The following is a 15313-nucleotide window of genomic DNA, read 5'->3' as shown; positions in this document are numbered from 1 at the left end:
TCGGCTTCTGCCTCTGCTACCTCGCCGCCCCGGGCCTTCCCTCCCCCCCCCCCCCCACCCCCCCCCCCTCCCCCCCCCTCCCCCCCCCCCCCCCCCCCCCCCCCCCCCCTGTCCGGCCTGTCGGGTCAGCCCTGGTAGGGCTTGGCGGCGAGGATCCTGACCATGGCCTTGCGACCGTTCGGCAGCTCGTACGCGGCGTCGTCACCGACCTTCTTGCCGTTGACCCCGGTGCCCAGCGGGGACTGCGGGGAGTAGGTCTCGATGTCCGCGCTCGCGTACTCGCGCGACGCCAGCAGGAAGACCAGGGTGTCGTCGGGGTCGCCGTCGAAGGCGATGGTGACGGTCATCCCGGGCTCGACGATGCCGTCGTCCGCGGGGGCCTCGCCGACCTTCGCCTGCTGGAGCAGCTGGGTCAGCTGGCGGACCCGGAGCTCCTGCTTGCCCTGCTCCTCCTTGGCCGCGTGGTACCCGCCGTTCTCGCGCAGGTCACCCTCTTCACGGGCCGCCGCGATCTTCGCGGTGACCTCGGTGCGAGCGGGACCAGACAGGTACTCCAGCTCGGCCTTGAGCTGGTCGTACGCCTCCTGAGTCAGCCAGGTGACGTTGTCGCTGGTCTGGGTCACAGGTGCTCCTCGTCGGTGCTGGGAATACAAATGAACGCCCTACTCAGAAGGGTGCGCCTTCAAAGGTGGGCGAAACCACGAGCCTAACAATTTCGGGCGGAAAGGGGGAGGAGGGAAGCCATACGAAACGCGTCAGCGCAGGTCAACGCCGCACCGACGGGACGTCACCCGCTCGTGGCGGACTTGCAGCCGACCAGCTCCGAGGCGGTCGCCAGGCCGGTGGTGCGGATCTTGACGAGCGTCGTGAGGTGGTCCTCGTGCTCGTTCAGCGTGACGTCCTTGCGGCCGACCTCGGCCTGGTTCACATCGAGCGCGCGCACCGTGCACACGGCCGGCTTGTCCCGGTCCTTGCGGACCTCCAGAACCGCCTGCGCGGAGTCGTCGGAGACCACCTTGGAGCGGATCAGCTCGCCGCTGACATCCGCCTTGGTGATGTGGTGGACGCCGAACCAGACGATCACGCCGATCAGGGCGGCGCCCAGCACCGCGCCGATCACCTTCAGCTTCCGGTCCGCGCGCTGGTCGGCCGACCGGCCGTAGCGACCGTCGGGCAGCCCCTCGCGCACCGTAGTCATGATCGTCCTCCTGGTTGTAGAACCCGGAATGAATCGGGCCCTGCTTCGGTCACTATAGGAGGCATCTCTTTTGACCAGTGACTGAGGATCGAGCCTTGACTGAGCAGCTTCGATTGATGGCCGTGCACGCCCACCCCGACGACGAGTCGAGCAAGGGCGCGGCCACCATGGCCAAGTATGTGTCCGAGGGGGTGGATGTGCTGGTCGCCACCTGCACGGGCGGTGAACGCGGCTCCATCCTCAACCCCAAACTCCAGGGTGATCCGTACATCGAGGAGCACATCCACGAGGTGCGCGCCAAGGAGATGGACGAGGCGCGCGACATCCTCGGCGTCAAACAGGAGTGGCTGGGCTTCGTCGACTCCGGACTGCCCGAGGGCGACCCGCTGCCGCCGCTGCCCGACGGCTGCTTCGCGCTCCAGGACGTCGACGAGGCCGCCGGCGAGCTGGTGCGCCTGATCCGTACGTTCAAGCCGCACGTGGTCACCACGTACGACGAGAACGGCGGCTACCCGCACCCCGACCACATCATGACCCACAAGATCTCGATGGTGGCGTTCGAGCGGGCCGGCGACCCGTCCTACTACCCCGAGGCCGGCGAGCCCTGGCAGCCGCTGAAGCTCTACTACAACCAGGGCTTCAACCGGGAGCGCACGGTCGCCCTACACGAGGCGCTCCTCGCCCGCGGCATCGAATCGCCGTACGGCCAGTGGCTGGAGCGGTGGAAGGAGTTCGGGCAGCGCGAGCGGACCCTGACCACCTACATCCCGTGCGCCGACTTCTTCGAGATCCGGGACAAGGCGCTGATCGCACACGCCACCCAGATCGACCCCGACGGCGGCTGGTTCCGGGTCCCCATGGACATCCAGAAGGACGTCTGGCCCACCGAGGAGTACGAGCTCGCGCAGTCGCGGGTGCCCACTTCCCTCCCCGAGCACGACCTCTTCGCGGGTATCCGCAACAATTGAGCTCATGATGAGCGCGACAGCTTCCCTGGCCGTCACCCACTTGGTGCCGCTCGCCGACAGTGACCTGGACAAGAACAAGGTCACCCCCGGCATCCTCGGCTTCCTCGTCTTCGCCGTCATCGGCGGAGCCGTATGGCTGCTGATGAAGAGCATGAACAAGCACATGAAGAAGGTGGACTTCGAGGGACCCGACGAGAGCGGGACCGCGAAGCCCGCCGAGAGCGGGGTCGCGAAGGGCGACTCCCCGAAGGGCGACTCCCCGAAGGGCGACTCCCCGAAGGGCGGCGCGATGAAGGGCGGCACCGCCGAACGCGAGGCCGCGCAGAGCGAGGCCGCGGCCCCCGCCGCGGCCTCGAAGGGTGCGCAGAGCGCCAAGGGCGCGAAGGGCGTCTCCACCGCCTGACGGAGGTGGAGAGCGGCCCGCACGCCCCTACCGGGGCAGCACCGCCATCACCTCGCGGGCCCGGCGGCTCGGCACCATGCCGAGCCGCCATGCCTGCCACCCCGTCTCCGGTTCGACACCGCGCTCCAGCACCAGCGTGAACGATTCCGCGCAGTCCTCCAGCGAGGGATCGCCGGCCCAGTCCGCGCCCCGCAGATCCTCCCGCAACCGCGCCAGCTCCTCCTGCGCCACCGCGACCCCCACCACCGAGCCGCCCGGCGAGGCGAACGGCAGCAGCGTGCAGCGCAGGAACCGCGCCCAGCTCTCCCCACGCCGGTCCCCATAGCCCGCGAAGAGCCCTGCCGCCTCCTCCACCAGCTCCAGCGCCTGCGACGCCCGGCCGTTGCCCCCGTCGATCACCGCCAGCTCCAGACACGACCACGCCTCGCCGTGCGGCACGCCGAGCCGGTGGAAGTCCTGCCGGGCGTCCTGCAACAGCTGCCGCGCGAACCCGCTGTTGCGCAGCGAACCCGTCTTCGCCGCCCGCTGGTCGCGAGTCACCCGCGCGCAGTGATGCCGCGCGCACGCCAGCCCGTACACATCCCGCATCCGGCTGAACATATTGCGCGCCCGCTCCAGCGCCCGCACCGCCGCGTCCTGATCACCCCGCTCCTCCAGCGACTGCCCCAGGTAGTACAGCGTCCACGCCTCGCCGCGCGCGTCCTCGTTCTCCCGGTGCTGCGACTGCGCCTGCCGCAGCTGATCGACGGCCGCGGCCGAGTCGCCCGCCACCAGCCGGGCCCGGGCCAACTGCGTCAGCGCCCACGCGGCGCCCCGGCCGTCCTGCGTCCGCCCGTACTGATCGAGCGCCTCGCGGAACTCCTCCTCCGCCGGCCCCACCTCGCCCATCCGCAGCCGCACCTGGCCGAGCTGGAAGTGCGCCCACGCCTGCCCATGCACGCTCTCGCTGTCCCGGTGCAGCTCCAGCGCCTCGTGCAGCATCCCCAGGGCCTCGGCTATCCGGGCCCGGTCCCGCTCGACCGCCGCCAGCGCGTGCAGCGTCCACGCCCGGTCGCCGCTCAGCTCCTGGGTGTTCTGAAGATCGAGGGCCTCGCGCAGCTTCACCGCGGCCTCCTTCAGATTGCCCTGGTGCTGAAGGGTGATGCCCAGATCGCGCAGCGCACGGGCCGCGCCCGCCGGGTGATGGGCGTCGAAGTACAGGTCCACCACCGAGGACAGCGTGGTGCGGGACTTGTCCAGCTCACCGAGCTGACGGGCGGCGACACCCGTGCGCCACTGCACCGAACGCACCAGCAGCCCGCGGTCCGTGGCCTGGGTCAGCTCGCTCAGCTCGCCCAGCCGGTACAGGTCGCCGCGCAGCAGGCAGTAGTCGCACAGCGCGCCCAGCAGGTGCAGCACCACCGACTGGTCCACGCCCTCCGCGTGCCGCAGCGCGGCCGTGATGAAGCTGGACTCGTCGTCCAGCCAGCGCAGCGCCGCGTCCAGCGACGTGAAGCCGTGCGAACCGAACTGGTCGGCGCGCGTAGACGTCTTGCCGTCGACCAGCCGTATGACGGAGTCCGCCAGCTCCGCGTAGCTGCGGATCAGCCGCTCCTGCGCGGCGATGCGCTCGCCCTCCTCCTCGTCGTCGCGCAGCCGGGCGAGCGCGAAGTCCCGCACCAGGTCGTGCACCCGGTACCGGCCGCCGCGGACGTGCTCGATCAGCCCCGTCCGGGCCAGCGCCGTCAGCTGCCGGCCCGCCTCCTGCTCTTCGGCGCCGAGCAGCGCCGCCGCGGCGGCGGCACCCAGCGACGCCCGCCCCGCCAGCGCCAGCCGTCGCAGCAGCCGCTGCGCGTCCTCCGGCTGATCGGTATAGCGCAGCCACAGGGCCCGCTCCACCGTGCCGACCGGACCGTACGCGCCCAGCTCGGCGGCCAGCGTCTGCGGGGAGCGCGGCCCCAGCGAGGAACCGGCGATCCGCAGCGCCAGCGGCAGGCCCCCGCACAGCTCCCGTATCCGCGCCATCGACTTCTCGTCGTACGGGCCCGGCAGCGGCTCCTGGGCCGCCGCGCCCAGCAACTCCTCGGCGCCCGCCTCGTCCAGCGCCCCGACCGGCAGCTCGTGCACCCAGGCGACCAGGTCCGACGGGAGCGTCAGCGGGACGGCCGAGGTGACCAGGATCAGGCTGTCGGAGCGCTCGGGGATGAGCGTACGGACCTGATCGACGTCCGAGGCGTCGTCCAGGACCACGGTGACGGGCAGCCCCGTCAGATGCTGGTCGTAGAGCTCCGTCAACCGCTTGACGTGCTGGTCCTGCGAGGACCGCTCCCGGAACAGCAGCTGGTCGCGGGGGGCGCCGAGCCGGTTGAGGAGATGCATCAGCGCGTCGCGGGTGGGCACCGGCGGCTCGCCCGGCACGCCGCCGCCCTCCGTCGCGGTCTCGCCGCGCAGGTCCACCACGCACGCGCCGCGGAACTGGTCGCGCAGATGGTGCGCGGCCCGCACCGCGAGCGCGGTCCGCCCGCTGCCCGGCGGCCCGTGCAGCAGCACGACCGTGGGCTTGGTCTCCGTACTGGCCCGCGCCTGGTGCACCCACTGCGAGATCTGCGTGAGCTGGGCCCTGCGGCCGGCGAACGGCCCGTCGGACTCCGGCAGATGCTGGAAGGACTGCTCCAGCACACTGCGCCGCCGGGCCGCCGCGCTGCGGTCGTTGCCACGGAGCTTGGGCACGCGCGGCGGCGCCGCCGCCGGCTGCTGCGCGGTGCCGGCGCTGCGCCGCGTCGCCGCGGACACCATCCGGTGCTGGTCCAGGAACGGCCGGATGCCCCGCACCTCGACGGCCGTGAGCCACTGCAGCCGCAACTGCTCGGTGCCGCCCGGCTGCCCGCGCAGGCCCGCCCGCCGATGCGCGGCCGGCCAGTGACTCGCCGTCAACTTGACCAGGGCGGCCGCCGCCCCGGCCACCGCGACGGTCGCCCCCGCGCCGAGCGCCGTGCCCGTCGAGGTGCCATACCCGAGATCGGCGCCGAAGGCCGCCACCGCGGCCACGAGCGTCACCAGGCCCGGCGTGGCCAACGCACCCCGCGACAGCCGCGCCGACAACGGCCGCCGGGTGGCCTCCGCCTCGTCCAGCGCGCGCACATAGGCGCCGTACTCCTCGGCGGCCTTCGCCGCCATGCCCGCCAACTCGGCGCGCGCCCGCGCGAGCAGCACCGCCGCATCGGTCCGCCCGCCCGACCGGCGCACCTCCTCCTCGATGGCACGCGTCAACAGGCCGTCGACCTCTGCCCGATGGCTGTCCCGCAGTGCAGCCAGTGAGCCCGGCATACGCTCCCCTTCCGAAGGTGACCGTTCAGGTCTTCGGTTCTTTCCCTCAAGTCTTCCGTCTCCACGGGAAATAAGGCAGCCCTGTGGATAACTGAACGTGGCGAAGGGCTGAGGCCGACTGCCGGTCGCGCGTGGGGTCGCCGGGGGCATCGGTGTGAGGGCGCATAAGCGCAGTTCGGTCAGTCGAGGCAGAGCCTGTGCGGCCTCACCGACAGGAACGGGCACTGTGAGAGGCTGGCCCGCATGAACCGGTTGGCTGGCGTGACCTCGCCTTATCTGCTTCAGCACGCTGACAATCCGGTCGACTGGTGGCCCTGGTCGGCGGAGGCGTTCGAGGAAGCGCGGCGGCGCGATGTGCCGGTGCTGCTGTCGGTCGGCTATTCCGCGTGTCACTGGTGCCACGTGATGGCCCACGAGTCCTTCGAGGACGAGGTCACCGCCGCGTTCCTCAACGAGCACTTCGTCTCCGTCAAGGTCGACCGCGAGGAGCGGCCCGACATCGACGCGGTGTATATGGAGGCTGTTCAGGCCGCCACCGGGCAGGGTGGCTGGCCCATGACCGTGTTCCTGACCGGGGACGCCGAGCCCTTCTACTTCGGGACCTATTTCCCGCCCGACGCCCGGCACGGCATGCCGTCCTTCCGGCAGGTGCTCGAAGGTGTGCGGGCCGCGTGGACGGATCGGCGTGATGAGGTCGGGCAGGTCGCCGGCCGTATCGTGCGGGACCTCACCGAGCGCACCCTGGCTGTGGGCGCTCCGCATCCGCCCGTCGCCGAGGATCTGCACGCCGCCCTCATGGGGCTCACGCGGGAATTCGACTCTGTACGCGGCGGGTTCGCCGGTGCGCCGAAGTTTCCGCCGTCCATGGTGCTTGAGTTTCTGCTGCGGCATCACGCTCGTACGGGGTCGGTGGCCGCGTTGCAGATGGCCGGCTCCACGTGTGAGGCGATGGCCCGCGGCGGCATCTACGACCAGCTCGGCGGCGGGTTCGCGCGCTACTCCGTGGACGCCGACTGGACGGTCCCGCACTTCGAGAAGATGCTCTACGACAACGCGCTGCTGTGCCGCGTCTACGCCCATCTGTGGCGGGCCACCGGGTCGGATCTCGCCCGGCGGGTGGCCCTGGAGACGGCGGACTTCCTGGTCCGGGAGCTCCGTACGGACCAGGGCGGTTTCGCCTCCGCGCTGGACGCCGACAGTGACGACGGGAGCGGCCGGCACGTCGAGGGCGCGTACTACGTGTGGACGCCGGAGCAGCTGCGCGAGGTGCTCGGGGAGGCCGACGGGCAGCTCGCGGCGGAGCACTTCGGGGTGACGGAGGAGGGCACCTTCGAGGAGGGCGCGTCCGTCCTGCGGCTCCCGGACACCGAGCAGCTGGTCGATGCCGGGCGGCTCGCGTCCGTACGGGAGCGGCTGCTGGCGGCGCGCGAGGAGCGGTCGCGGCCGGGGCGGGACGACAAGATCGTCGCCGCCTGGAACGGGCTGGCCATCGCCGCCCTCGCGGAGACCGGCGCCTACTTCGACCGCCCGGACCTCGTCCAGGCCGCCACCGACGCCGCCGACCTGCTCGTACGCACCCACATGGACTGGCACGCCCGCCTCTTCCGCACCTCCCTGGACGGCGTAGCCGGCTCCCACGCCGGTGTCCTGGAGGACTACGCGGACGTCGCGGAGGGTTTCCTCGCCCTCTCCTCGGTCACCGGCGAAGGTGTGTGGGTCGACTTCGCGGGCCTCCTCCTGGATACCGTCCTCATCCAGTTCACGGCCGAGGACGGCGCCCTCTACGACACCGCCGCCGACGCCGAGGCCCTCATCCGACGCCCCCAGGACCCCACCGACAACGCGGTCCCCTCCGGGTGGTCCGCCGCCGCCGGGGCGCTCCTGTCGTACGCCGCCGTGACCGGCAGCGCCCCGCACCGGGAGGCCGCGGAACGGGCGATGGGGATCGTCAAGGCGCTCGGCCCGCGCGCCCCCCGGTTCATCGGCTGGGGCCTCGCGGCCGCCGAAGCGCTCCTGGACGGACCCCGTGAGATCGCCGTCGTCGGCCCGTACGACGACCCCGCCACCCGGGAACTGCACCGCACCGCGCTGCTGTCCACCGCCCCCGGCGCGGTCGTCGCGCTCGGCGAGCCGGGCATCGCCGAGGTGCCGCTGCTCGCCGACCGGTCGCTGCTGAACGGCCGCCCGGCCGCGTACGTCTGCCGGCACTTCACCTGCGACGCGCCCACCACCGATCCCCAGGCACTGGCGGATCTCCTGCGAACGGCCGGGGACGAGCCAAGCGGAGGGTGAGTGCGGCGGGCGACGAGCCAAGCGGAGGGCGAGCGCGGCCGGGAATGAGCCGAGTGGAGGGTGACGAGCCTGAGGCCGGGTGAGCCGGGCCGAGGGCGGGCGCGGCCGGGAGTGAGCCGAGCGGAGGGCCATGCGTCCTAGGTCTTGAGACCGGGACCTAAGACCGACTTGACCTTGACGTGGGCGTCAAGTTCTAGCGTCATGGCGATCCGTAAGTTCTCGCGAGGAGACCGCACATGACCGCCGCGTCCATTCCCGCCACCCACCGCGAGGTCCGCCTCGCCGCCCACCCCGAAGGGAAGCTGACCGACGAGCACTTCGAGGTCGCCGAGGTCCCGGTTCCGCAGCCGGGCCCCGGCCAGCTGCTCGTCCGCAACAAGACCATGGCCGTGGCCGCGGTGACGCGCACCCTGATGGCCGCCGAAAGCCCCGTCCCGATGCCGCAGTTCAAGCTGGGGGAGGTGCTGGAGGGGCAGTCCGTCGCCGAGGTGGTCGCCGGGTCCGGGGCCGGGTTCGCGCCCGGTGATCTCGTCCTGACGCGCGCCGCGGGCTGGCGCGAGTACGCGGTCGTCTCCGAGGCCGAGGCGCAGCGCATCGAGCCGGGCCTGCTGCCCGACCCGGGCGCGTACCTCTCTCAGGGCCCCACCGCCTACTTGGGCGTCGTGCGCGGTGCCGAGGTCCGTGCCGGCGACACGGTGTTCGTGTCCGGCGCGGCCGGCGGGGTCGGCACGCTCGCCGGGCAGATCGCCCGGCTGCGCGGCGCCGCGCGGGTCATAGGCTCGACGAGTTCGCAGGCCAAGGCGGACGTACTGACCGGGGAACTGGGCTATGACGCGGCTGTCATCCGCGGCGCGGGCCCGATCGACGAACAGCTGCGCGCGGCGGCCCCGGACGGCATTGACGCGGTCTTCGACAACGTCGGCGGCGAGCAGTTGCAGGCGGCCGTGGCCCTCGCCAACCGGGGCGCCCGGATCGCCCTGGTCGGTGCGCTCTCCGGTCAGCTGGGGGACGGCGCGCTGGCCACGTTCGACACGCTCGCGCTGGTCGCGAACGGCATCACGCTGCGCGGGGTGGCGCTCTACGACAACCTCGATGTGATCCCCGAGTGGCACCGGGAGTTCGGCCGCGGCCTGCGGGACGGCACACTGGCCTTCCCGCACGCGCGGCTGTCGGGCATTGAGTCGGCCCCTCGCGCGTTGCAGGAGTTGACCGAGGGACGTCACGTCGGCGCGGTGCTGGTGGAGCTGTAGCCCTCGGCGGGGGAGGACCGGATGCGGATCGGCGACGCGGCGGCTGCCGCGGGGCTCACGCCGCGAGCCCTGCGCTATTACGAGCAGGAGGGCCTGCTGGTGGCCCGGCGGACGTCGTCGGGCCACCGGCTGTACGGGCCGGCCGACGTGCGGCGGCTGCGGATCGTGCGGGGGCTGCTGGAGACCGGGCTGACCGTGGCGGACCTGCGGACCTTCGCCGAAGGACTGGACGAGGTGCCTTCCGAGGGCCTGGACGGGACGTCCGAGAGGCCGGACGGGATGTCCGCCGAGGGGCCGGACGGGATGTCCGCCGAAGGGCCCGAAGGACTGGACAAGGCGCCCACCGGCACCGGCACCGGCCCGCGGCTCTTCGCCGTGAACGGAGCCGGCCCCTGTCCCGCCGTGGAGGCGGTGATCAGGCGCCGGCTGGCCGATCTCGACGCCCGTATCGAGCGGCTGACGCAGCTGCGCCGGCGGCTCGCGGACCAGGTGGGGGAGGGGCCGCGGGAGCCGGGGCGGGTGGCCCCCTACGCGAGGGCGCTCAGAGAGTGAGCCCGCGGGCGAGGATGTCGAGGCTCTGCCGCATGAGCGCGATCAGATCCTCCTGATGCCCGTTGCGGGCCCAGTGCATCAGCGCCGCCTGGAAGCCGCCGAGCACCGCCCCCACGAACACCTCCACCTCGATGTCCTCGGCCGGCCGGCCGGTGCGCTCGCGGAGCACGCCGGCCAGGATCTGCCCGGTGGCGGTCATGCTCTCGCTGGCGCGGGCGCGGATGGCGGGCACTTCCTGGAGCAGCTTGGTGCGCTCGACCATCTCCTCGGGCTCGTGCTCGAAGACCTGGCGCAGCGGCTCCAGGACGCCGTGCCGGACGGACTCCATCGGGGCCTCGCCCGGCGGCCGGGCCCGCAGCGCCGCCTCCAGCAAGGCGTCGTACTCGTCGGTGAGGACGATGTCTTCCTTGGTGGGGAAGTAGCGGAAGACGGTACTGGGGGAGACGTCGGCGGCGGCGGCGATCTGGTCGACGGGCGTCGCGTCGTAGCCCTGCTCCTTGAAGAGCCGATAGGCGGCCCGGCGGATCGACCGACGGGTCTGGATCTTCTTCCGCTCGCGCAGTCCGAGTCTGAGCTCCGACTGCGCCTCGGGTGTCGTGCGTACGGCGGCCATGGGGCTCATTGTCGGGCATCGGCGGGCTCGGGGGCCACATCGTCGCTGGTGGCGGTCGTGGCCCCGGTGGTTTGGCCGGCGCGCCGCGGGTTGGGCAGGAAGACCGCGGTGAGCAGGGCGGCGGCCAGCGCGGCGATGCCGGTGACGAGCAGCGCCAGGTCCATGCCGTCGATGAACGCGGCGTCCGCCGAGTGCCGCAGCGCCGCGTCGCCGAGCCGGGCGGCGACGGCGTGCCCGCCGACGACCGATTCCCCCGCGGCGTGGGCGGCGGCGTGCGGCAGCCCGCCGGTGTCGAGGTGGGCGCGGTACGCGCCGGCGACCAGGCTGCCGAGGACCGCGACGCCGATGGCCCCGCCGACCTGACGCAGCGTCATCAGGAGCCCGGAGCCGCTGCCCGCGCGGTCGCGGGGGAGCGCGCCGAGGGCGTTGTTCATGGCGGGGATGACGGCGAACCCGAACCCGAACCCGGCGATGACCAGCCACACCGCGACGCTGCCGTAGCCGTCGCCCGCGTGGGTGCCGCTGCCGAGCAGCGCGGCGAAGGCGAGGACGAACAGGCCGCCGGAGATGACCGTCCGCGGCCCGAAGCGCTCGGCCAGCGGCCCGGCGCCGCGCGAGGCGACGAGCAGCCCGGCCATCATCGGCATCATCATCAGCCCGGTGCCGAAGGCGTCGTGGCCCTGGATCACCTGGAGGTACTGCGGCAGCACGAAGAGCAGGCCCATCAGGGCGAAGGTCACCAGGGTCGCGGCGATGGCGTTCCACCGGAAGCCGCGGTGGCGCAGCAGCGTCAGATCGAGCAGGGGCCGGACCATGCGCCGTTCGCGCAGGACGAGCGCGGTGAGCAGCGCCACGGACCCGGCGAACGCGCCGAGGACGACCGGGGAGGCCCAGCCGCGCTGGGGGCCCTCGATGACGCCGAAGACGAGGAGGCCGAGGCCGAGGGCGGTGAGGGAGCTGGAGGCGGCGTCGACCGCGGGGGTGGCGGGGTCCTTGGCCTCGGGGAGCAGGAAGACGCAGGCGACGATGCCGATGACGACGAGCGGCACGTTGATCAGGAAGACCGAGCCCCACCAGAAGTGGTCGAGCAGCCAGCCGCCGACGACCGGGCCGAGCGGCATCCCGAGCGCGGAGACCGCGGAGACCGCGCCGACCGCCTTGGTGCGCTCGTCGGGCGCGAAGAGCGACGGCAGTACGGACATGGCGAGCGGCATGATCAGCGCGGCGCCGGCCCCCATGACCGTACGGGCGGCGATGACCAGGCCCGGTTCGTGGACGAGGGTGCCCAGCAGGGAGCCGGCGAGGAATATCGCGAGGCCGGTGAGGAGCATCCGGCGGCGGCCGAAGCGGTCGCCGAGGAGTCCGGCCGGGAGCATCAGGGCGGCGAAGACCACGAGGTAGGAGTCGGCGATCCACTGCTGCTCGCCGGTGCCGGCGCCGAGCTGGGAGGCCATGGTCGGCAGCGCGACGTTGAGGATCGTGCCGTCGAAGCCGAGTACGAGCATGCAGGCGACGATGGCGCCCAGCGCCCACCAGCGCCGGGGGTCGGGGCCGTGTTGCGATGGCGCGCTCATGGGGCCCTCCGAAGCGTTTTGAGGAGTAGTGTCAAATGACAGTAACTCTCAAAAGGTTCTGGCTGTCAATTTAGCCGTCGTGGCGCCTGCACCCCGCGTCTGGTGTGCCTGCACCCCGTGCCTGGCGTGCCCGTGTCCCGTGCCTGGCGTGCCCGTGTCCCTTTCCTGGCGAGCCCGCCTCCCGCGCCCGGACAGACGAGTGGCCGCGACCCGGATCGGGTCGCGGCCACTGAAGGGGCGTGAGGCGGTGGGCTACGCGTGGGTGTAGGCCACCAGCGAGATGCCGACGTAGTGCACCACGAACGCGGCCAGCGTCAGGGAGTGGAAGACCTCGTGGAAGCCGAACCAGCGCGGCGACGGGTTGGGGCGCTTGATTCCGTAGATCACGCCGCCCGCGCTGTAGAGCAGTCCGCCGACGATCACGCAGACGAGCACCGCGATGCCCCCGGCCCGCAGGAAGTCCGGCAGGAAGAAGACGGCGGCCCAGCCCATCGCGATGTAGCAGGGGGTGTAGAGCCAGCGCGGGGCGCCGATCCAGAAGACGCGGAAGGCGATGCCCGCCAGCGCGGCTCCCCAGACGGCCCAGAGCAGCGCCTGACCGCGGCCGCCGGGGACCAGCAGCATGGTCAGCGGCGTATAGGTGCCCGCGATGATCAGGAAGATGTTGGCGTGGTCCAGCCGGCGGAGCACCGCGTCGGCGCGCGGGCTCCAGTTCCCGCGGTGGTAGAGGGCGCTCACGCCGAACAGCAGGCAGGCGGTGAGCGTGAAGATCGCACACGCGACCCGGCCGCGCGGGCTGTCGGCCAGGGCGGTCAGCACGACGCCGGCGAAGAGCACCGCCGGGAACATGCCGGCGTGCAGCCAGCCGCGCAGCCTCGGCTTGGCGGGGGACGGCAGGGCCGCGGGCTCTCCCGGAGAGGGGGTGGCGGCGGTGTCGGGAGCGGCGGAGGTCATGCCGCCAATGCTAGCTACGGCACCGTAGGTTACGGGTCAGTTCCGCGTGGCGATGGTCACGAGTGCGCCCCCTGGACAGACGGCATCCCTGGCCGCATGATCAAATGAGTGCGGTCGGCACCGGATGAGCGGTCACGAAGCGTCCGGGTCGCGGCCCCCACGGGGCAACTAACGCCAAATGCGGACATCTTGCGGGCATCTGTGGCAAGGGTTCGCTCAACCCTCAACTTCTGACGCCGGAGCAGCGCGGTTTCCGGCGGGACGGAGCGATCGTGGCGCGCAGCAATGCGGCTCCCAGCACCCCGACCAACCACCAGGAGCTCCTCTCCTGGGTCCATGAGATCGCCGACCTCACCGAGCCGGACCGCATCGTCTGGTGCGACGGCTCCGAGGCCGAGTACGAGCGCCTGTGCGAGGAGCTCGTCGCGAGGGGCACGTTCAAGAAGCTCGACCCGATCAAGCGTCCGAACTCGTACTACGCCGCCTCCGACCCCTCGGACGTCGCCCGCGTCGAGGACCGTACGTTCATCTGCTCCGAGAAGGAGGAGGACGCGGGGCCGACCAACCACTGGAAGGCCCCGGCGGAGATGCGCGACATCTTCACCGGGGAGCGGGGGGTCTTCCGCGGCTCGATGCGCGGCCGGACGATGTACGTCGTCCCGTTCTGCATGGGCCCGCTCGGCTCGCCCCTCTCGGCGCTCGGCGTCGAGATCACCGACTCCGCGTACGTCGCCGTCTCCATGCGCACCATGACCCGTATGGGCCAGGCCGTCCTGGACGAGCTCGGCGACGACGGCTTCTTCGTGAAGGCCGTCCACACCCTCGGCGCCCCGCTCGCCGAGGGCGAGGCCGACGTCCCGTGGCCGTGCAACTCCACCAAGTACATCTCGCACTTCCCCGAGGCCCGCGAGATCTGGTCGTACGGCTCCGGCTACGGCGGCAACGCCCTGCTCGGCAAGAAGTGCTACGCGCTGCGCATCGCCTCCGTCATGGCGCGTGACGAGGGCTGGCTCGCCGAGCACATGCTGATCCTCAAGCTGACGCCGCCGCAGGGCGAGCCGAAGTACGTCGCGGCCGCGTTCCCGAGCGCCTGCGGCAAGACCAACCTCGCCATGCTGGAGCCGACGATCTCCGGCTGGACCGTGGAGACCATCGGCGACGACATCGCCTGGATGCGGTTCGGCGAGGACGGCCGGCTCTACGCGATCAACCCCGAGGCCGGGTTCTTCGGCGTCGCGCCCGGCACCGGCGAGCACACCAACGCCAACGCCATGAAGACCATGTGGGGCAACTCCGTCTTCACCAACGTCGCGCTCACCGACGACGGCGACGTGTGGTGGGAGGGCATGACCGAGGAGCGTCCCGCGCACCTCACCGACTGGAAGGGCAACGACTGGACCCCCGAGTCGGGGACCCCGGCGGCGCACCCCAACGCCCGGTTCACCGTTCCGGCCGGCCAGTGTCCGATCATCGCGCCCGAGTGGGAGGACCCCAAGGGCGTGCCGATCTCGGCGATCCTCTTCGGCGGCCGCCGCGCCTCGGCCGTGCCGCTGGTCACGGAGTCCTTCAACTGGCAGCACGGCGTCTTCCTCGGCGCGAACGTGGCGAGCGAGAAGACCGCCGCGGCCGAGGGCAAGGTCGGCGAGCTGCGCCGGGACCCGTTCGCGATGCTGCCGTTCTGCGGCTACAACATGGGCGACTACATGGGCCACTGGCTCAAGGTCGGCGCCGACAAGCCGGACGCGTCGAAGCTCCCGAAGATCTACTACGTGAACTGGTTCCGCAAGAACGAGGCGGGCTCGTTCGTCTGGCCCGGCTTCGGCGAGAACGGCCGCGTCCTGAAGTGGATCGTCGAGCGCCTGGAGGGCAGGGCCGAGGGCGTCGAGACCCCGATCGGCGTGCTGCCGACGCCGGCGGCGCTCGACACCGAGGGCCTCGGCCTCAGCGCGGGCGACCTCGACTTCCTGCTCAGCGTCGACAAGGACGTCTGGCGCGAGGAGGCCGCGCTCATCCCCGAGCACCTCAACACCTTCGGCGACCACACGCCCAAGGAGCTGTGGGACGAGTACCGCTCGCTGGTGCGCCGCCTGGGCTGAGCGAGCCTGCCCGGACAAGGGCCCGGGGGGGGGGGGGGGGGGGGGGGGGGGGGGGGGGGGGGGGGGGTGGGGGGGGGGGGGGGGGGGGGGGTGGGGGGGGGAGGGGC

The 15313-nt window shown here is 72.2% G+C and carries 12 protein-coding genes; 6 read left to right on the top strand and 6 right to left on the bottom strand.

Annotated features, from left to right (window positions below; genetic code table 11):
* Positions 1-125 precede the first annotated feature (125 nt).
* Positions 126-623 carry a transcription elongation factor GreA gene (gene greA, locus AC07AB_RS28075; RefSeq protein WP_478572268.1) on the bottom strand — a complete coding sequence of 166 codons (498 nt, stop codon included), beginning with the start codon at positions 621-623 and terminating at the stop codon, positions 126-128.
* Positions 624-787: 164 nt separating this feature from the next.
* Positions 788-1198 (bottom strand): DUF4307 domain-containing protein, encoded by a 411-nt coding sequence (locus AC07AB_RS28070; RefSeq protein ID WP_478572265.1) that lies wholly within the window; start codon positions 1196-1198, stop codon positions 788-790.
* Positions 1199-1293: 95 nt separating this feature from the next.
* Here AC07AB_RS28070 and mca point away from each other — a divergent pair, with 95 nt between their 5' ends.
* A complete protein-coding gene (gene mca, locus AC07AB_RS28065) occupies positions 1294-2166 on the top strand; it encodes a mycothiol conjugate amidase Mca (protein WP_478572262.1) in 873 nt (290 codons plus the stop codon).
* Positions 2167-2170: 4 nt separating this feature from the next.
* The gene (locus tag AC07AB_RS28060; protein ID WP_478572259.1) at positions 2171-2569 is read left to right on the top strand and encodes an RAMP4 family protein; all 399 of its coding nucleotides are present in this window, start codon (positions 2171-2173) and stop codon (positions 2567-2569) included.
* Positions 2570-2596: 27 nt separating this feature from the next.
* On the opposite strand, the gene AC07AB_RS28055 is transcribed toward AC07AB_RS28060, so the two are convergent.
* A complete protein-coding gene (locus AC07AB_RS28055) occupies positions 2597-5875 on the bottom strand; it encodes a tetratricopeptide repeat protein (RefSeq protein WP_478572256.1) in 3279 nt (1092 codons plus the stop codon).
* 243 nt (positions 5876-6118) lie between these two features.
* Between AC07AB_RS28055 and AC07AB_RS28050 the strand changes: the two genes are divergently transcribed.
* The 3 genes from AC07AB_RS28050 (at position 6119) to AC07AB_RS28040 (ending at position 9969) form a co-directional block, all read left to right on the top strand.
* The gene (locus AC07AB_RS28050; protein WP_478572254.1) at positions 6119-8167 is read left to right on the top strand and encodes a thioredoxin domain-containing protein; all 2049 of its coding nucleotides are present in this window, start codon (positions 6119-6121) and stop codon (positions 8165-8167) included.
* Between the two features lie 236 nt (positions 8168-8403).
* Positions 8404-9417 carry an MDR family NADP-dependent oxidoreductase gene (locus AC07AB_RS28045; protein ID WP_478572251.1) on the top strand — a complete coding sequence of 338 codons (1014 nt, stop codon included), beginning with the start codon at positions 8404-8406 and terminating at the stop codon, positions 9415-9417.
* A 21-nt stretch (positions 9418-9438) separates the two neighbouring features.
* A complete protein-coding gene (locus tag AC07AB_RS28040; RefSeq protein ID WP_478572248.1) occupies positions 9439-9969 on the top strand; it encodes a MerR family transcriptional regulator in 531 nt (176 codons plus the stop codon).
* On the opposite strand, the gene AC07AB_RS28035 is transcribed toward AC07AB_RS28040, so the two are convergent.
* The 3 genes from AC07AB_RS28035 to trhA all read right to left on the bottom strand — a co-directional run bounded on the left by AC07AB_RS28035 (position 9959) and on the right by trhA (position 13110).
* Positions 9959-10582, bottom strand: coding sequence for a TetR/AcrR family transcriptional regulator (locus tag AC07AB_RS28035; RefSeq protein WP_478572245.1), 624 nt, complete (start codon positions 10580-10582; stop codon positions 9959-9961). The genes AC07AB_RS28040 and AC07AB_RS28035 overlap by 11 nt on opposite strands.
* 5 nt (positions 10583-10587) lie before the next feature.
* A complete protein-coding gene (locus AC07AB_RS28030; protein ID WP_478572242.1) occupies positions 10588-12156 on the bottom strand; it encodes an MFS transporter in 1569 nt (522 codons plus the stop codon).
* Between the two features lie 252 nt (positions 12157-12408).
* Entirely contained in the window at positions 12409-13110 is a 702-nt protein-coding gene (trhA, locus tag AC07AB_RS28025; RefSeq protein ID WP_478572239.1) for a PAQR family membrane homeostasis protein TrhA, read from the bottom strand.
* 272 nt (positions 13111-13382) lie between these two features.
* Here trhA and AC07AB_RS28020 point away from each other — a divergent pair, with 272 nt between their 5' ends.
* A complete protein-coding gene (locus tag AC07AB_RS28020) occupies positions 13383-15206 on the top strand; it encodes a phosphoenolpyruvate carboxykinase (GTP) (protein WP_478572237.1) in 1824 nt (607 codons plus the stop codon).
* Positions 15207-15313 lie beyond the last annotated feature (107 nt).

It is taken from the genome of Streptomyces sp. NPDC044033 (assembly GCF_056434425.1).
The sequence above is the reverse complement of the archived record's forward strand: the minus strand, read 5'-3'. Positions and strand labels throughout refer to the sequence as shown.